At 69.4% G+C, this 16,549-nt stretch carries 16 protein-coding genes and 2 rRNA genes; 15 read left to right on the top strand and 3 right to left on the bottom strand.

Annotated elements, in window-relative coordinates; genetic code table 11:
- From ACFYP5_RS20715 to ACFYP5_RS20670, 10 genes are all read left to right on the top strand, one after another.
- Positions 1 to 73, top strand: a 23S ribosomal RNA gene (locus ACFYP5_RS20715); the annotation flags it as partial.
- Positions 74 to 152: 79 nt separating this feature from the next.
- Positions 153 to 269: ribosomal RNA gene (rrf, locus tag ACFYP5_RS20710) — 5S ribosomal RNA — on the top strand.
- Positions 270 to 341: 72 nt separating this feature from the next.
- Positions 342 to 986 (top strand): HAD family hydrolase, encoded by a 645-nt coding sequence (locus tag ACFYP5_RS20705; RefSeq protein WP_389037874.1) that lies wholly within the window; start codon positions 342 to 344, stop codon positions 984 to 986.
- Positions 987 to 1,027: 41 nt separating this feature from the next.
- The gene (locus tag ACFYP5_RS20700; RefSeq protein WP_389037871.1) at positions 1,028 to 2,239 is read left to right on the top strand and encodes an MFS transporter; all 1,212 of its coding nucleotides are present in this window, start codon (positions 1,028 to 1,030) and stop codon (positions 2,237 to 2,239) included.
- A complete protein-coding gene (locus tag ACFYP5_RS20695) occupies positions 2,208 to 3,380 on the top strand; it encodes an acetoin utilization protein AcuC (RefSeq protein WP_389037868.1) in 1,173 nt (390 codons plus the stop codon). Before ACFYP5_RS20700 ends, ACFYP5_RS20695 begins: the two co-directional genes overlap by 32 nt.
- Before the next feature lie 142 nt (positions 3,381 to 3,522).
- Complete coding sequence (locus ACFYP5_RS20690) at positions 3,523 to 4,338, top strand: phosphatase (RefSeq protein WP_389037866.1); 816 nt, start codon at positions 3,523 to 3,525, stop codon at positions 4,336 to 4,338.
- 128 nt (positions 4,339 to 4,466) lie between these two features.
- Positions 4,467 to 4,679, top strand: a complete 213-nt coding sequence (locus ACFYP5_RS20685) for a helix-turn-helix domain-containing protein (protein ID WP_158070919.1) — start codon at positions 4,467 to 4,469, stop codon at positions 4,677 to 4,679.
- A gap of 109 nt (positions 4,680 to 4,788) precedes the next feature.
- Positions 4,789 to 4,887, top strand: a complete 99-nt coding sequence (locus ACFYP5_RS20680) for a 30S ribosomal protein bS22 (protein ID WP_003948845.1) — start codon at positions 4,789 to 4,791, stop codon at positions 4,885 to 4,887.
- Between the two features lie 189 nt (positions 4,888 to 5,076).
- Positions 5,077 to 6,171 (top strand): NAD-dependent epimerase/dehydratase family protein, encoded by a 1,095-nt coding sequence (locus tag ACFYP5_RS20675; protein WP_389037863.1) that lies wholly within the window; start codon positions 5,077 to 5,079, stop codon positions 6,169 to 6,171.
- Positions 6,172 to 6,186: 15 nt separating this feature from the next.
- Positions 6,187 to 7,236 carry a lysophospholipid acyltransferase family protein gene (locus tag ACFYP5_RS20670; RefSeq protein WP_389037860.1) on the top strand — a complete coding sequence of 350 codons (1,050 nt, stop codon included), beginning with the start codon at positions 6,187 to 6,189 and terminating at the stop codon, positions 7,234 to 7,236.
- A gap of 74 nt (positions 7,237 to 7,310) precedes the next feature.
- Here the strand turns inward: ACFYP5_RS20670 and ACFYP5_RS20665 are convergent, their stop codons facing one another.
- The 3 genes from ACFYP5_RS20665 to ACFYP5_RS20655 all read right to left on the bottom strand — a co-directional run bounded on the left by ACFYP5_RS20665 (position 7,311) and on the right by ACFYP5_RS20655 (position 10,798).
- The gene (locus ACFYP5_RS20665; protein WP_389037857.1) at positions 7,311 to 8,501 is read right to left on the bottom strand and encodes a DUF5667 domain-containing protein; all 1,191 of its coding nucleotides are present in this window, start codon (positions 8,499 to 8,501) and stop codon (positions 7,311 to 7,313) included.
- Between the two features lie 208 nt (positions 8,502 to 8,709).
- On the bottom strand, positions 8,710 to 9,486 hold the full coding sequence (locus ACFYP5_RS20660; RefSeq protein WP_030974218.1) for an ECF subfamily RNA polymerase sigma factor, BldN family: 777 nt from the start codon (positions 9,484 to 9,486) through the stop codon (positions 8,710 to 8,712).
- 355 nt (positions 9,487 to 9,841) lie between these two features.
- On the bottom strand, positions 9,842 to 10,798 hold the full coding sequence (locus ACFYP5_RS20655; protein WP_389037854.1) for an HAD family hydrolase: 957 nt from the start codon (positions 10,796 to 10,798) through the stop codon (positions 9,842 to 9,844).
- 158 nt (positions 10,799 to 10,956) lie between these two features.
- On the opposite strand from ACFYP5_RS20655, the gene ACFYP5_RS20650 reads away from it, so the two are divergent.
- The 5 genes from ACFYP5_RS20650 to ACFYP5_RS20630 all read left to right on the top strand — a co-directional run bounded on the left by ACFYP5_RS20650 (position 10,957) and on the right by ACFYP5_RS20630 (position 16,412).
- The gene (locus tag ACFYP5_RS20650) at positions 10,957 to 11,232 is read left to right on the top strand and encodes a glutaredoxin family protein (RefSeq protein WP_389037851.1); all 276 of its coding nucleotides are present in this window, start codon (positions 10,957 to 10,959) and stop codon (positions 11,230 to 11,232) included.
- 272 nt (positions 11,233 to 11,504) lie between these two features.
- On the top strand, positions 11,505 to 12,275 hold the full coding sequence (locus ACFYP5_RS20645) for a redox-sensing transcriptional repressor Rex (protein ID WP_389037848.1): 771 nt from the start codon (positions 11,505 to 11,507) through the stop codon (positions 12,273 to 12,275).
- On the top strand, positions 12,272 to 13,768 hold the full coding sequence (locus tag ACFYP5_RS20640; protein WP_389037845.1) for a glutamyl-tRNA reductase: 1,497 nt from the start codon (positions 12,272 to 12,274) through the stop codon (positions 13,766 to 13,768). Before ACFYP5_RS20645 ends, ACFYP5_RS20640 begins: the two co-directional genes overlap by 4 nt.
- Positions 13,765 to 14,748: a hydroxymethylbilane synthase gene (gene hemC, locus ACFYP5_RS20635; RefSeq protein WP_389037842.1), complete on the top strand. Its 984-nt coding sequence runs from the start codon at positions 13,765 to 13,767 to the stop codon at positions 14,746 to 14,748. The genes ACFYP5_RS20640 and hemC overlap by 4 nt, the downstream gene beginning before the upstream one ends.
- Complete coding sequence (locus tag ACFYP5_RS20630; RefSeq protein ID WP_030974229.1) at positions 14,745 to 16,412, top strand: bifunctional uroporphyrinogen-III C-methyltransferase/uroporphyrinogen-III synthase; 1,668 nt, start codon at positions 14,745 to 14,747, stop codon at positions 16,410 to 16,412. The genes hemC and ACFYP5_RS20630 overlap by 4 nt, the downstream gene beginning before the upstream one ends.
- Positions 16,413 to 16,549 lie beyond the last annotated feature (137 nt).

Genomic DNA, 16,549 nt, shown 5'->3' with positions numbered 1-16,549 from the left:
GTTGATAGGCCAGATGTGGAAGCCCGGCAACGGGTGGAGCTGACTGGTACTAATAGGCCGAGGGCTTGTCCTCAGTTGCTCGCGTCCACTGTGTTAGTTCTGAAATAACGAACGGCCGTGTTGTTGCCCGGTGTTGGTTAATTTCATAGTGTTTCGGTGGTCATTGCGTTAGGGAAACGCCCGGTTACATTCCGAACCCGGAAGCTAAGCCTTTCAGCGCCGATGGTACTGCAGGGGGGACCCTGTGGGAGAGTAGGACGCCGCCGAACAATTATTCCGGGAAAGCCCCGTGCCCTTGTGGCACGGGGCTTTTCTGCGTTCTGAGCGTCTAGGCTCGAACCATGCGCTACGAACTGGTCATCTTCGACAACGATGGTGTGCTCGTCGACAGTGAGCCGATCTCCAACACCATCCTCTCCGGCTACCTGACCGAGCTCGGTCACCCCACCTCGTACGAGGAATCGCTCCGTGACTACATGGGGTCTGCCGTGCACCGGATCCACGACCTCGTCGAGGAGAGGACCGGGGAGAAGCTGCCCGTGAACTTCGACGAGACGCTCCACTCCCGGATCTTCGCCGCGTTCCAGCAAGAGCTGGAGCCGGTCGAAGGGGTGGCCGACGTGCTGGGAAAGCTCGTCGCCGACGGGGTTCCGTACTGCGTCGCCTCGTCCGGGAACCACGAGCGGATCAGGGTCGGGCACCGCAAGACCGGGCTCGACCAGTGGTTCGAGGAGGAGTGGATCTTCAGCGCGGAGGACGTGGGGCACGGGAAGCCGGCACCCGACCTGTTCCTCCATGCCGCTGAGCGGATGGGCGTTCCGCCCGAGAGGTGTGTGGTCATCGAGGACAGCCCGCTCGGTGTGGAGGCGGCCCGGGCCGCGGGGATGGATGTGTACGGGTTCACGTCGATGATGCCCGCCGACCGGCTCGCCGGGGTGACCGGCTGCTTCTCCGACATGGCTCAACTGCGGGAATTGCTCGCCTGATCCATCTACCCACGGGTAGGCCAGGGCCCTACGCTGCGGCCATGAAGGATGCGCGGTTGCGGCACGGTAGGGCCTCCTTGGCGTTGAGCTTCTTCGTGCAGGGGGTCACCTTTGCCCTGCTCGTGACGCGTATTCCTGCCATTCAGGACCGGTACGGGATATCCGACGGTCTGCTGCCCGTGTTCCTTGCCGCCGTGCCCATCCTGGCCGGGGTGGGCAGCGTGGTCACCGAGAAGGTGGTCGCGCGGGTACGGCCCGGGGTCGTGCTCAGGTGGGCGCAGCCCGTCGTGCTGCTGGCGCTGCTCGGTGTCGGTGCCGGCAGCGAGTTGTGGCAAGCGGCCGTGGCGCTCGGTGTGTTCGGGCTGTCGGTCGGGGCACTCGACGCTTCCATGAACATGATGGGGGTCAGCCTCCAGCGGGCGTACGGGCGCAGCATCATGCTCGGGTTCCATGCCGCGTACAGCCTGGGCGGGATCGCCGGGGCGTCGCTGGCGTGGGCCGGGGCGCACTGGGATCTGACGCTGCTGGTCTCGTATCTTCCGGCGGTGGTCGTGCTGCTGCCGGCCGCGTTCATCGGGAGCCGGTGGTACGTCGAGGGTGTCGAGAGGAAGACGGACGGCGAGGGGCAGCGGGAAGAGGTCTCCGCGGGGGCCGCGGTCTCGTTCAAGCTGCTGATGCCGCTCTGTCTGGTGATGAGCTTCGCGTACATCGGGGACTCGACGGTCTCCAACTGGAGCGCGAAGTACCTGCAGGACGTGCTGGGGAGTTCGGAGCAGCTGTCGACGGTTCCGTACAACGTCTACATGGTGACGACGCTGCTGGGGCGGGCCGGGGGGGACTTCGGGGTGCGGCGGTTCGGGGCCGTGACTGTCGTGCGGTTCGGGAGTGTGCTGGCAGCTGCCGGGTTCGGGGTGGTGGCGGTTGCCTCCGGCGCGTGGATCGGAATGCTCGGGTTCACCATGCTGGGGCTGGGGCTCTGTGTGATCGTGCCTCAGACGTTCGCGGCGGCGGGGCGGATGTTCCCCGGCGCGAGCGATACGGCTGTCGCGCGGCTGAACGTCTTCAACTATGTGGGGTTCCTGGTGGGGTCGCCGTTGGTCGGGGCGCTGGGGGACGTATGGAGCTACCGGGGCGCGATGCTCGTCCCGATGGTGCTGGTGCTCGCGACGCTCGTGTACGCCAAGTCGTTCGGTCCGGAGCCCGCCCGATACGGTGGCGGACATGAGCGGCCGCGCACAGTTGATGTGGGATGACGCAGTAACGGGATACGACTTCGGGAACGGTCATCCGATGGACCCCGTCAGACTGGCCCTGACGATGGGTCTGGTGCGGGCCTACGGGCTGGACAGTGCGGTGGACGTGGTGGCTGCCAAGCCGGCCGGGGACTCCACGCTGCGGCTCGTGCACCGCGAGGACTACGTGGCTGCTGTGCGCGTGGCCTCGGCGGACCCCAAGGCGGCCGATCAGAACTACGGGCTCGGGACGGTGGACGATCCCGCGTTCGTGGGGATGCACGAGGTGTCGGCGCTGATCGCCGGGCAGTCGGTGGCGGCGGCCGAGGCGGTGTGGCGCGGGGTCACGGCGCATGCGGTGAACTTCGCCGGCGGGCTGCACCATGCGATGCCGGGCGGTGCGTCGGGGTTCTGCATCTACAACGACCCGGCGCTTGCCATTGCCCGGCTGCTGGAGCTGGGTGCGGAGCGGGTCGCGTACATCGATGTGGATGTGCACCACGGCGACGGGGTTCAGGCCGCGTTCTGGGAGGACCCGCGGGTTCTGACGGTGTCGCTGCACGAGCATCCGCGGACGCTCTTTCCGCAGACCGGCTGGCCGGAGGAGACCGGTGCCGGTGCGGGGGAGGGGGCCGCGGTGAATGTGGCGCTCCCTGCGGGTACGGGGGACGCGGGGTGGCTGCGGGCGTTCCACGCGGTGGTGCCGGAACTGCTGGCGGACTTCCGGCCGCAGGTGCTGGTGACCCAGCACGGGGCCGACACGCACTTCGAGGACCCGCTCGCCCATCTGGCGGTGTCGCTGGACGCGCAGCGGTCGGTCATGGAGTCGTGTCACGAGTTCGCCCATGAGTACGTGGACGGCGGGCGGTGGGTGGCACTCGGCGGCGGAGGGTATGCGGTCGTCGACGTGGTGCCGCGGTCCTGGACGCATCTGGTGGGGATCGCCGCGCATGCTCCGGTGGACCCGGAGTCGGTGATTCCTGCTTCGTGGCGGGACGAGGTCTATGCGCGGACGCGGCAGTTGGGGCCGGCCCGGATGACGGATGGACGTACGCCTTCGTGGCAGTCGTGGGAGGGCGGGTACGACCCGGCGGACCGGCTCGACCAGGCGGTGCTCGCGACCAGGCGGGCGGCGTTCCCGTTGCGGGGGCTGCTGGCCTGAAACGGGCGGGGACGGTCCCGGTGCGGCCGATTCCGTGCTGACGTGAGGAAGGGTTGCGCCAACCGAGGAATGGTTACGCCAACTGTGGGGCGTAGTCGGACTTCTGTCCCCCCGTCCGGGTGGTTGGGGGAGCATCGGCAGGGTGTTGAGCACCGGAGCGCTGCGTGCGCATCTGCTGGCGGCCCGGCTGGCCGGGCCCGTGGCCACCTCGCGGGAGGTGAGCCTGCGGAGCTATCGGCTGTTCGCGGCGAGGGATCCGCGGGTGCTGCTCGGTCTCAATCCCGAGTGGGGGTGGAAGGAGTGCGATCTGCTTCGGTTGATGGCAGAGAAGTGCGGAGTCTCGGACGATCCTGCCGATGTCTCGGGTCCTGATGTGATCGATCCGGAGCGCACTTTGGCTGGTCTGGACGCGTTCGCCGAGCGGCTGTCGAATGTGGCGGTCCGGCGGGCACCCGTGCTGTTCGGGACGGGCCATCCGCACCGACTGCTCGGCTTCTACGCCGCGTTGGCAGACGCCTTGTCGGCGGCAGGCTGCGCCGTACTCACCCCGGCGCAGGGGCGATGTATCGACATAACGACCCGGTTCGGCGTACGCACCTACAACCTTGATTACGTACGGGGAGTCGCCCTGGTGCGCGAGCCCGGCGTGCGGGTCCGCGGTGGTGAGCCGGGCGCACATACCCACTCGCCGCTGCCGGTTCGGGTGGCGCTGGAGGCGGCGGTGGCTGCCCACGGGCGGCTGCCCGAGCTGGTCGTCGGGGACCACGGATGGGTCTGCGGGGCAGGTCAGCTGGGCATTGAGGCGATCGGCCTGGCGGACACGGACGATCCCGCCCTGTTCGTCGGCGAGGCCGAGGGGCAGGTGTCGGTCGCCGTTCCGCTTGATGACGCCGTTCGGTCCGCCTACTACCGGCCACTCACTCGCTATGTGCTCAATCGGGCGTGTCTGTCACAGTAGGCGGCCGATGGTCCCTCCTCTTCCCCACTCGCATCACCCGCCCCTAATCTGGGGAGTGAGCGCACAACGACGAAGAGTCACCGGAGGGGAAGCCGGTGCGCGTCTCGTGCGGAAGGTACAGGTGGGTCATGGCTGCTGACAGCGAGAGGCCTCTCAACGAGGTCAAGTTTCTGACCGTGGCGGAAGTCGCCTCGGTCATGCGGGTGTCGAAGATGACCGTGTACCGCTTGGTGCACAGTGGTCATCTGCCGGCGATCCGGGTGGGCAGGTCCTTCCGGGTCCCGGAGCAAGCGGTTCACGAGTATCTCCGCGAGTCCTTTGTGGGGGTGGAGTCGGCCTGAGGTTTGCCTCGGATTACGTCCCTCACCCGGTGGCGGGTAGGCTAGGCCGACGTAGGTCGTGTGGGCCCAGACGCCCCGCACCAGTGAAGAGAAGTGAGCGAGGGTAGTCGTGGGCTCTGTTATCAAGAAGCGGCGCAAGCGGATGGCCAAGAAGAAGCACCGCAAGCTGCTCAAGCGCACGCGCGTTCAGCGTCGCAACAAGAAGTAAGCGAACGCAGTTCGTGAATCCGCAGCCCTCCCGCCGACACGGTGGGAGGGCTGCGGTGCGTTGTGCGAGCGGCCTTGCGCATATTTGGGCCAAAGACTCGACAGAACGCCGCCGCGCAGTCATCACAGGGCAACATCCACCCGCTACGGTGACGGCCAGGGGAAACCTCTTCGACGGAAGGCGCTGATCTTGGGGAAGGTCGTGCTCGTCACGGGAGCGGCCCGGCAGCTGGGCGGCCGATTCGTGCGGCGCATCCAGCGTGACCCGGAGGTGGACCGGGTGATCGCCGTCGACGCGATCGCGCCGGGGCACCAATTGGGTGATGCCGACTTCGTCCGCGCGGACATCCGCCAGCCCGCGATCGCCAGAGTCCTCGCCGAGCACACCGTCGACACGGTCGTGCATCTGGACGTCAGCGGCAAGGCGCTCGGGGCCGGTGGCCGCACCATGGTCAAGGAGACCAATGTCATCGGCACCATGCAGCTGCTCGGTGCCTGCCAGAAGTCGCCGACGGTGCGGCGGTTGGTGATCAAGTCCAGTACGGGCGTGTACGGGTCCGCACCGCGTGATCCGGCGGTCTTCACCGAGACCACCCCGCCCAAGTCCCTGCCGAGCGGGGGCTTCGCGAAGGACGCGGTGGAGGTCGAGGGGTACGTGCGGGGCTTCGCGCGCCGCAGGCCGGATGTCGCCGTGTGCGTGCTGAGGTTCGCGAACATCCTGGGGCCGGACGCGGACTCGCCGCTCGCCGACTATCTGTCGCTGCCCGTCCTGCCGACGGTGTTCGGGTACGACCCCCGGCTCCAGTTCGTCCACGAGGACGACGTCATCGACGTACTGAGGATCGCCTCGCACGAACCGCGGCGCGGGACGCTGAACAGCGGCACGTTCAATATCGCGGGCGACGGGGTGCTGCTGCTGTCGCAGTGTTCGCGGCGGCTCGGGCGGCCGACGATGCCGGTGCCCCTGCCCGCCGTCACCTGGGTGGGCCAGGCGCTCCGCACCGTCGGCATGACGGACTTCTCACCGGAGCAGATCCGGCTGCTCACGCACGGAAGGGTGGTTTCCACCGTGCAGATGTGCGAGACGCTGGGCTTCCGCCCGGGTTTCACCACTGCGGAGACGTTCGCGGACTTCGCGCGGAACCAGGCTCCCGGCCTGTTGCCGCCCGAGATGGTCGGCAGGGCCGTCGACCGGCTGGCGGCGATGCCGTTCGCCGGTGGGACCGGCGAGGTCACGGAGATCACCGGGACCGACGACACACAACCGACCCACAGCGGGAGATAGAGGAGCGCACCGACGATGGCGGATGCCAAGGTCATTCCGTTCGACGACGACCGTTCGCGGTCGAGTGGCGCGCCGCGGTCGGCGCGGCGGCGGTCCGGGGCGGGTCCCGCGGTGGGCACTGCGGCCCTGAGCGCCCTGCCCGGGCAGTTGGACGCCGCGCCGGTCCAGGAGGCGGTGCAGGGGGGCGGGGAGCCCGTGGAGGGTGTGCAGGACGACGTTCGGCGCGGCAGCTGGGACCGGCGGATCGCGGGTGGGCTCGCGTTTCTTCGTCGGCGGGTCACCGGCGAGTACGAGGTCGACGAGTTCGGGTACGACAAGGAACTCACCGATCAGGTTCTGATGTCGATGCTGCGGCCGATGTACGAGAAGTACTTCCGGGTCGAGGTGAGGGGCATCGAGAACATCCCGTCGGACGGTGGGGCGCTGATCGTGGCCAACCACTCGGGGACGTTGCCGCTGGACGGGCTGATGCTCCAGGTCGCCGTGCACGACAACCACCCGGCGGGCCGGCATCTGCGGCTGCTCGCTGCGGATCTGGTCTTCGTGCTGCCGGTGGTGAACGAGCTGGCCAGGAAGGCCGGGCACACGCTGGCCTGTGCGGAGGACGCGGAGCGGCTGCTCAGGCAGGGCGAGGTCGTCGGTGTGATGCCGGAGGGCTTCAAGGGCATCGGTAAGCCGTTCGGCGAGCGGTACAAGCTGCAGCGGTTCGGGCGGGGCGGCTTCGTGTCGACGGCGTTGCGAGCCGGCGTGCCGATTGTGCCGTGCTCGATCGTGGGGGCGGAGGAGATCTACCCGATGATCGGCAACGCGAAAACGCTGGCTCGGGTGCTGGGGGTTCCGTACTTCCCGATCACGCCCACGTTTCCTTGGCTCGGCCCCTTGGGGGCGGTGCCGTTGCCGACGAAGTGGACGATTCAATTCGGGGAGCCGATTCCCACGGAGGGCTATCCGGTGGAGGCGGCGGAGGATCCGATGCTGATGTTCAACCTGACGGATCAGGTGCGGGAGCAGATCCAGCACACGCTGTACAAACTGTTGGTGCAGCGGAGGTCGGTGTTCTTCTGACGGCGGGTGTCCTCACCGCCGGAAGGGGTTGAGCGACCGGCGGACGGGTTTGGGGGAATCCGTCCGCCGGGCAATCACTGCTCTTCGTCCTCGCTGTTGAATCCCAGGCCCGGCAGCAGGCCGGGTAGCAGGGGCGGCAGCGTCACGTCCGGGGTGGGCGGGGTGCTGTCCCTGCCCGTCGAGGGCGGGGTGGTGCCCGGGGACGGTGTGTCCAGGAAGCCATCCGTGCCGCCGGCGATCAGGCCGTCCTCCGGGGTGGAGGCGGATCCGGACGGATCCGGGGTACCGCTGCTCCCCGTCCGGCCTTGTGAGGCCTCGGGGGAGAAGGGGGACGGGTCGTCCGTGCCGGGCGACTCGTCGGTCTGCTGCGAGGAACCGGACTCCTGGGAGTCGGTGCTCCGGTCCGGGCTGCGGGGGAGCAGGGACTGCAGTGGTGCGACCTCTTCGTCTATGGCCTCGAAGACCGAGCTCACCTCGTCCCCGACGTCCGTCAGCTGGACCGGCAGACGGTCGCGCATGGTGCTCCAACTTCCGCGGTGGGAGCGGGAGAAGGAGTCCAGGGTCTGGATGGGCCCGAGTGCTCCGTCGCGCTGGTACGCGGCGTGGAGCAGACGGTGGCCCTCGGTGGCGTCGCGCGTCATGCCGTTGAGCGTGCGCCTGATCTCGCCGAGTGATTCGTGGTCCAGATCGCCCGCGCGGCCGCGCTCCATCAGTCTGCGGGCCTCGCTCAGCCGGGTCGACGCCTGGTCGAGGTAGACCTCGCCCCGGTCGGCGTCCCCGTCGGCCATGCCCAGGTGGATGTCCTCCATGCCGCGCTTCAGCCCGTACAGCGAATCACCCGGGAGGGCGTCGGAACTGGCAGCGGCCACTCCGCCGAAGGCTCCCGCGGCCACACCGACGGTGAGACCGCCGGCCGCGATGCCCTTCGTCCAGCGGGAGCGGGGGCGCAACTTCCGGAGCGGGGAGGCCCGGTGGGCTCCCCTGCTCCGTTGTTCGGGCACCGTAGGGCCCGTGGACGCGCCGCCCTCGGCAAACATGGCCTCCATGGCGGCGACGAGCTGTGCTCGCTGCACCACTTTGACCTCGGGATCCAACTTCGGCCTCGGCAGCTCACCGAGGCCGTTCGCCAGGGCCAACAGCGTTCCGTGGTCGGCCGGTTCGGCCGGGTCCTCGGGCTGTACGGCCGCCGCACCCTGGAGCTCCTGCTCCTCCAGGGCCTGGGCGAAGGCGTTCGCCCGCCGGTGTGCCGAAACGTTTGCGATCACTGGCGGCACCTCCTCTCGTCATGACGGTCGACTCCCCTGGGGGTCCGGAAGGTTGCACACCTTGAGCGCTTCCACACGAAAGAGTGAGTGTCAGCGGACATGGAGTGACGACAGGGGGCCTGCAACCGGCACAACGAGTGGCGCGGCACATGGGTTACGCACGAAAGATGATCGGACCAGTGCGTGAGGGGCGTGTCGCAGAGCGTGTTCAGCGGGCATCATCCGGCAGGAGCCGGGCGAGCGTGCGCACAGCGCGGTACTGCAAGGTTTTGATCGCGCCTTCGTTCTTTCCCATCACGCGGGCCGTCTCGGCGACCGAGAGGCCCTGCAGGAAGCGCAGCGTCACACACTCCTGCTGCTGGGGGTTGAGTCGGCGCACGGCTTGCAGCAGTGCGGCGTTGGAGAGGGACTCCAGGACGGAGTCCTCGGGGCTGCGCTCGACCTCGTTGGCGTCGAGCATTTCGCCGGTGGTCACTTCCAGTCGGAAACGACTGGACTTGAAGTGGTCGGCGACCAGGTTGCGGGCGATCGTGACCAGCCAGGCGCCGAAGTCGCGGCCCTGCCAGGTGAACGTGGAGATGCGGCGCAGGGCGCGCAGGAAGGTCTCGCTGGTGAGGTCCTCCGCCGTCGCCTTGCCGCCCACGCGGTAGTAGATGTACCGGTACACGGTGTCGCTGTACTGGTCGTAGAGACGGCCGAAGGCGTCAGCCTCACCGGCCTGTGCGCGCTCGACGAGATCCATCATGCGCGCGCTGTCGCTGTCGGCGGTCGGCCGACGAACGGTGGACGTGGTCGTTGCGCCGCGGTTGCTGCGTCTTCCGACCGCTGCACCGCGTTCGGCCAGGGCATAGCAAGGGCCGACAGGTGCAGGGGCGGCAAAAGCGGGTACGGCGTACGCGGTGGGGACGAAGCCGCGCAAGCGGTCGGCGACCGTTGCGCGCAGCGTAGCCAGGCCCGAGGCGTCAACCCCGACGTGTGGGTACACGGGACTCCCAGAGGCAGAGCTTCCATCACGTGCAGTGCGAAACCGTCACTCGTCGTAGTGAGTGGCGGGTTCCGGAATGCGTCTGAGGAGAATAACGCTTCGTACAGGCAGTGCTACACCCAGTTGCTCAAATCATCGATTCCGTCGCTTCTGTAGCGACTATGAGACGCATCAAGTAGCACATCGTGACCGTTTATTGATCGGATTACTTCGTGATCTGCCTGCGGCCGCAACGGGTTGTGGTCGGGTGCGCGCAATCCGACTGGCCGGAGCGGTCAGCGGGTAGGGGGTCCCGATTGGCGGCAGGGAGCCGGGCGTGGCTCGGCCCCCTGCGCGGGGAAAGGTCCGCGTGCGGTCAGCGGCGGCGGCGGTGCAGGGCGACGGCGGCCACGGTGCCGCCCGCGAGGGCGCCGACACCGGCCGCGGCCGGGATGCCGACCTTGGCCGCCTTGCGGCCCGTGCGGTAGTCGCGCAGCCGCCAGTCGAGGGCCCGGGCGTGCTTGCGGAGCTTCGTGTCCGGGTTGATCGCGTAGGGGTGGCCGACCAGGGACAGCATCGGGATGTCGTTGTGCGAATCGCTGTACGCCGCGCAGCGGGCGAGGTCGAGGCCCTCGGCGGCGGCCAGGGCGCGGACCGCCTCGGCCTTCGCCGGCCCGTGCAGCGGCTCGCCGACCAGGCGGCCGGTGTAGACGCCGTCGACGGACTCGGCGACCGTGCCGAGCGCGCCGGTCAGCCCGAGGCGGCGGGCGATGATCGTGGCGGTCTCCACCGGGGCGGCGGTGACCAGCCACACCTTCTGGCCGGCGTCGAGGTGGGCCTGGGCGAGGGCGCGGGTGCCCGGCCAGATGCGGTCGGCCATGTACTCGTCGTAGATCTCCTCGCCGATGGACATCAGCTCGGAGACACGGTGGCCCTTGACGATGGACAGGGCGCTGTCACGGGCGTCCTGCATGTGTTCCGGGTCCTCCACGCCGGCCAGCCTGAACCAGGCCTGCTGCCAGGCGAACCTGGTCAGTTCGCGACGCTGGAAGAACTTCCGTTTGTACAGCCCGCGGCCGAAGTGGAAGATCGCCGCGCCCTGCATGACGGTGTTGTCCAGGTCGAAGAAGGCGGCAGCCCGTTCGTCGCCGACGACCGGGAAGGCCGGTTCCGGCTCCGCGGTCGTGGCGGGGATCTCGTCGGCGGATCGTTCGGCGGGCTGTTCGGCGTGGAGTGACGACTTCCGCGCTGCCTCGGCTGCTGCCTCGCCTGCCAGCACGCTCCGTGCTGTCGCGGAACGCCTACGTGGTGTGAGCCATCCAAGAGCGGCCATGTCGTGAGCATAGCCAGTCTGTTGAGCCCTTCCCGACCTGCCGGGATGCGGTGGCGTGAACTCTCGGCGGCCGAATTGTTAAACGGGCGATTCTGGGCGTACCGGATCGATGCCGGACGAGTTCCGGAAAGGACGGTCCGTCGGCGCAGAATGAAGGCATGAGTCCCTTGCTGCGTCGTGCGAAGAAGAAGCCCGCGGACCGGGTGGTGACCCTGGTCGGGAAACCGGGGTGTCACCTCTGTGACGATGCGAGGCTGGTGGTGCGGGAGGTCTGTGAAGAGACCGGCGCGTCCTGGGAGGAGAAGGACATCACTCAGGACGAGGAGCTGCACCGGGAGTACTGGGAGCAGATTCCGGTCGTCCTCATCGATGACGAACAGCACACGTTCTGGCGGGTGGATCCGGCGAGGCTGCGCAGCGCGCTGCTTTCCTGAGTGAAACCCGGTTACCATCGTGGGCGTTTTGAGTGATCTCGGGGGCGTAGTTGTGAGGAGTGTGTGCGGCTTTGCCCCCTTCGGGCCTGCAACGGGCTGATGCGATCCAAGGTTCCGGGATCGCGCGACGGATGTGCGTGACCCCGGTCACTTTGACCGGACAAAACGGACACCATCTTTGTGCACGCGTTCACAAAGACATAGCCTGCACTCGACGGGGCGGTCTTGGAACATACGGCCGCCTGCAGCCCCGCTCATCCCGCAGGAGCACCGTGGCAACTGGCCGAACTCACCGACCGGCGACCCGTAGCCGAGGAATTCCCGAGGCCACCGTCGCCCGGCTTCCGCTGTATCTCCGCGCACTGACCGCGCTCTCCGAGCGCTCGGTCCCCACGGTCTCGTCCGAGGAACTCGCCGCGGCGGCGGGAGTTAACTCTGCCAAGCTGCGCAAGGACTTCAGCTACCTCGGCTCCTACGGAACGCGTGGCGTCGGGTACGACGTCGAGTACCTCGTCTACCAGATCTCCCGCGAGCTCGGGCTCACCCAGGACTGGCCGGTCGTCATCGTCGGTATCGGTAATCTCGGCGCCGCGCTCGCCAACTACGGGGGCTTCGCCTCCCGCGGTTTCCGGGTCGCCGCGCTGATCGACGCGGACCCCGCGATGGCCGGTACGCCCGTCGCCGGGATCGCCGTCCAGCACGCCGACGAACTGGAGAAGATCGTCAGCGACAACGGCGTGTCGATCGGTGTCATCTCCACCCCGGCCGGTGCCGCCCAGCAGGTCTGCGACCGCCTCGTCGCCGCGGGCGTCACCTCCATCCTGAACTTCGCGCCGACGGTGCTCTCCGTGCCCGACGGCGTCGACGTCCGCAAGGTCGACCTCTCGATCGAACTTCAGATCCTCGCTTTCCACGAGCAGCGCAAGGCCGGTGAGGAAGCCGAGGCCGGGGGCGGCGCCGACCAGGCCGCGCCGCCCGTGCGCACCGCCGCGAGCAGCCGGAAGGGACCCGACGGGGACATGCCCGCCGTGATGCCGGCATGAGTCTCCTTGTCGTTGGGCTGAGTCACCGCAGCGCCCCGGTCTCCGTACTGGAGCGGGCGTCGCTGGCTGCCGAGACGCAGTCCAAGCTGCTGCAGGACGCCCTGGCCGCGGAGCCCGCGGCCGAGGCCGCCGTCCTCGCCACCTGTAACCGCATCGAGCTGTACGCCGACGTGGACAAGTTCCACGCGGGCGTCGCCGAGCTGTCCACGCTCCTCGCGCAGCACAGCGGGGTCGGGCTGGACGAGCTCACTCCGTATCTCTATGTGCACTACGAGGACCGGGCCGTCCACCACCTCTTCTCGGTGGCGTGCGGCCTGGACTCCATGGTCGTCGGCGAGGGCCAGATCCTGGGCCAGATCAAGGACGCGCTGGCGCTGGGGCAGGAGAGCCACACCGCGGGCCGGCTGCTGAACGACCTGTTCCAGCAGTCGCTGCGGGTCGGCAAGCGCGCGCACAGCGAGACCGGGATCGACCGGGCCGGGCAGTCGCTCGTCACCTTCGGCCTGCAGCAGCTCGCGGGCGGCGCCGACACTGCCGACTGGGCCCGGGGCAAGCGTGCTCTGGTGATCGGTGCCGGCTCGATGTCGTCGCTGGCCGCCGCCACGCTGGCCCGTACCGGTGTCGCCGAGATCGTCGTCGCCAACCGGACCCGGGCCCGCGCCGACCGGCTCGTCGAGATCCTGGGCCAGGCCGGTGGCACGGGAGTGACCGCCCGGGCGGTCGAGATGGCCGCGGTCTCCGACGAACTGACACGTGCCGATGTCGTTGTGTCCTGTACCGGTGCGACGGGACTCGTCCTGACCGGTGAGACCGTCGCCGGTGCGCTCGGCCTGCCGTTCGACGCGGCCGCCATCGCCGTCGAGGCGCCCGCCGTGCCCGCCGCCGACCTGGACCAGCACGCCGCGTGGGTGGAGAACGGTTCCGCCGCCACGCCCGTGCAGGCGCCGGCCGTGCGCAGGGCCATCGTGCCCGCGCAGTCCACCGGCACCGTCCGGCTCGCCCTGCTCGACCTCGCCATGCCGCGTGACATCGACGGCGCGGCGGCCCGCCTCCCCGGCGTGCGCCTCGTCGACATCGAGTCGCTCGCCGAGGCGTCCGCGGACGCTCCGATGGCCGCCGATGTGGACCGGGTGCGCACCATCGTCTCCGACGAGGTCGCCGCGTTCGGTGCCGCCCAGCGTGCCGCCCACATCACCCCGACCGTGGTGGCCCTGCGCACCATGGCCGCCGATGTGGTGGCCGGCGAGATCGCGCGGCTCGACGGACGCCTCCCCGACCTGGACGAGAAGCAGCGCGCCGAGATCACGCAGACCGTGCGCCGCGTCGTCGACAAACTCCTGCACGCGCCCACCGTGCGGGTCAAGCAGCTCGCCAGTGAGCCCGGCGGCGCCGGGTACGCCGACGCTCTGCGGGAACTCTTCGACCTCGACCCGCAGACGGTCGCCGCCGTCTCCCGGGCAGACCTGAACGACCCGAATCGAGGGCGGTCATGACCGACAACTCACCCCGCGCGCAGACCGGCGCGCCGCTCCGGCTGGGCACCCGGCGCAGCAAGCTCGCCATGGCGCAGTCCGGCCTGGTCGCCGACGCGGTCAGCGAGGTGACCGGGCGCGCCGTCGAGCTCGTCGAGGTCACCACGTACGGAGACATCTCCAAGGAGCACCTCGCGCAGATCGGCGGCACCGGCGTGTTCGTCGCGGCGCTGCGTGAGGCGCTGCTGCGAGGCGAGGTGGACTTCGCCGTCCACTCGCTCAAGGATCTGCCGACCACACAGCCCGAGGGCCTCGTGCTGGCTGCCGTACCGCGGCGCGAGGACCCGCGCGACGTGCTGGTGGCGCGGGACGGGCTGACCTTCGAGCAGTTGCCGTCCGGTGCCCGCATAGGCACCGGCTCGCCGCGCCGCATGGCGCAGCTCAACGCGTACGCCCGCAGCCACGGCCTCGACATCGAGACCGTGCCGATCCGTGGCAACGTCGATACGCGTATCGGATTTGTACGAAGCGGTGAACTGGACGCGGTGGTTCTCGCCGCGGCCGGGCTGAGCCGCCTCGGCCGGACCGGTGAGGTGACCGACTTCCTGCCGGTCGACACCGTTCTGCCCGCTCCCGGTCAGGGAGCACTGGCGATCGAATGCGCTGCAACCAGCGCGGACCTCGCCGCCGCGCTCGCCGAGCTCGACGACCCGTACACCCGGGTCGCCGTGACCGCCGAGCGTTCCCTGCTCGCCGCCCTGGAGGCCGGCTGTTCCGCACCTGTGGGTGCGCTGGCCGACCTCCTGGTCGACGGACAGGCTGTCAACGAACTGCGCCTGCGCGGTGTCGTCGGTTCCACCGACGGCGCCTCGCTGGTACAGATGTCCATCACCGGTCCCGTCCCCACGTCGCACGACGACGCGGCGGCCCTCGGTCGCGAGCTCGCGACCGAGATGCTTGCCAAGGGTGCGGCCGGTCTTATGGGGGAGCGAGCACTTTGAGCCCCACCGGCCCCGCCGCATCCGACTTTCCTGTCCTGTCCGCAGGGCACGTCACCTTCCTCGGCGCCGGTCCCGGCGATCCGGGACTGCTGACTCTGCGCGCTGTCGAGGCGCTCGCGAGCGCGGACGTCCTTGTCGCCGAGCCCGACGTGCTCGGCGTTGTTCGCGGGCATGCGCGGGCAGGCGTAAGCACGCCTGAGCTGGCGGTTGTTGACGTGTCGTCAACAGCCGCCGGGGTGCCCGTTCTCAGGGACGCGGCCAATCTTGTCATGGAGGCCGCGAAGGGCGGCAGGCGGGTCGTCCGTGCCGTCTCCGGCGACCCCGGCCTGGACGGGTCCGCGGGCGCGGAGATGCTTGCCTGCGCCGCCGCCGGCATCCCCTTCGAGGTCGTCCCGGGTGTCGCGAACGCCGTGGGCGTGCCCGCGTACGCCGGCGTGCCGCTGCGTGACGCGCAGGGCGCCGACGTCCGGTTCGTCGACGCCCGCACCGCCTCGGACCGCTGCTGGACCGAGATCGGCGCGAGCGACGCCACGGCTGTCGTCTCGACGACGCTGGACTCGGTCGCGGCCACCGCGGGCGAGCTGGTATCGGCGGGCCGCAAGCCCGACACCCCGCTCACCGTCACGGTCGCCGGTACGACGACCCGGCAGCGCACCTGGACGGCGACGCTCGGGACGATCGCCCAGGTGCTCAAGCAGGCGAAGGTGCTGCCGTCGCCGGACGGGCACCAGCCGGTCATAGCCGTGGTCGGTGAGCGCAGCTCCGCCGCCCAGCGCGACCAGCTCTCGTGGTTCGAGTCCAAGCCGCTCTTCGGCTGGAAGGTGCTCGTGCCGCGTACGAAGGAGCAGGCGGCGTCGCTCTCCGACCAGCTGCGGTCGTACGGCGCCGTGCCGCACGAGGTCCCGACCATCGCCGTCGAGCCGCCGCGTACGCCCCAGCAGATGGAGCGTGCGGTCAAGGGCCTCGTCACGGGCCGCTACGAGTGGATCGCCTTCACCAGCGTCAATGCGGTCAAGGCCGTCCGCGAGAAGTTCGAGGAGTACGGGCTCGACGCCCGTGCCTTCGCCGGGATCAAGGTCGCGGCGGTCGGCGAGCAGACCGCCGCCGCGCTGATCGACTTCGGTGTGAAGCCGGACCTGGTGCCGTCCGGTGAGCAGTCCGCCGCCGGTCTGCTGGAGGACTGGCCGCCCTACGACCCGGTCTTCGACCCGATCGACCGTGTCTTCCTGCCGCGCGCCGACATCGCCACGGAGACGCTGGTCGCCGGGCTCATCGAGCTGGGCTGGGAGGTCGACGACGTCACCGCGTACCGCACGGTCCGCGCCTCGCCGCCGCCGTCCGACACCCGTGAGGCCATCAAGGGCGGCGGTTTCGACGCGGTGCTCTTCACCTCGTCGTCGACCGTCCGGAACCTGGTCGGCATCGCGGGCAAGCCGCACAACGTGACCGTCATCGCGTGTATCGGCCCTGCCACGGCGAAGACCGCCGAGGAGCACGGTCTGCGGGTGGACGTGCTGTCGCCGGAACCGTCGGTGCACAAGCTGGCCGCGGCGCTCGCCGACTTCGGCGCGCAGCGCCGGGACGCGGCGAAGGAGGCCGGTGACCCGGTGACGCGGCCGAGCGAGCGGCGTCCTGGCGCGCGGAGGCGTCGTACGACGACCTGACCGGCCCGTTCGGGAATGTCGAGGGTGCTCAGGGGCCCGGCTGCTTCGGCAGCCGGGCCCCTGCCTGTTCGCCGGCCCGTCTCCCGTTCGTTTTTCCGGCACAGGTGTCGGTAAGACGGTGATGTGTACGGGTCTAT

Source organism: Streptomyces sp. NPDC005262, from assembly GCF_042872425.1.
Lineage (GTDB): Bacteria > Actinomycetota > Actinomycetes > Streptomycetales > Streptomycetaceae > Streptomyces.
The sequence above is the reverse complement of the archived record's forward strand: the minus strand, read 5'-3'. Positions and strand labels throughout refer to the sequence as shown.

Coding starts and splice junctions, on each gene's coding strand:
- hemC (WP_389037842.1), top strand. CDS start 13,765: ATGACCGACAACTCACCCCGCGCGCAGACCGGCGCGCCGCTCCGGCTG.
- ACFYP5_RS20705 (WP_389037874.1), top strand. CDS start 342: ATGCGCTACGAACTGGTCATCTTCGACAACGATGGTGTGCTCGTCGAC.
- ACFYP5_RS20640 (WP_389037845.1), top strand. CDS start 12,272: ATGAGTCTCCTTGTCGTTGGGCTGAGTCACCGCAGCGCCCCGGTCTCC.
- ACFYP5_RS20650 (WP_389037851.1), top strand. CDS start 10,957: ATGAGTCCCTTGCTGCGTCGTGCGAAGAAGAAGCCCGCGGACCGGGTG.
- ACFYP5_RS20695 (WP_389037868.1), top strand. CDS start 2,208: ATGAGCGGCCGCGCACAGTTGATGTGGGATGACGCAGTAACGGGATAC.
- ACFYP5_RS20670 (WP_389037860.1), top strand. CDS start 6,187: ATGGCGGATGCCAAGGTCATTCCGTTCGACGACGACCGTTCGCGGTCG.
- ACFYP5_RS20700 (WP_389037871.1), top strand. CDS start 1,028: ATGAAGGATGCGCGGTTGCGGCACGGTAGGGCCTCCTTGGCGTTGAGC.
- ACFYP5_RS20655 (WP_389037854.1), bottom strand. CDS start 10,798: ATGGCCGCTCTTGGATGGCTCACACCACGTAGGCGTTCCGCGACAGCA.
- ACFYP5_RS20685 (WP_158070919.1), top strand. CDS start 4,467: ATGGCTGCTGACAGCGAGAGGCCTCTCAACGAGGTCAAGTTTCTGACC.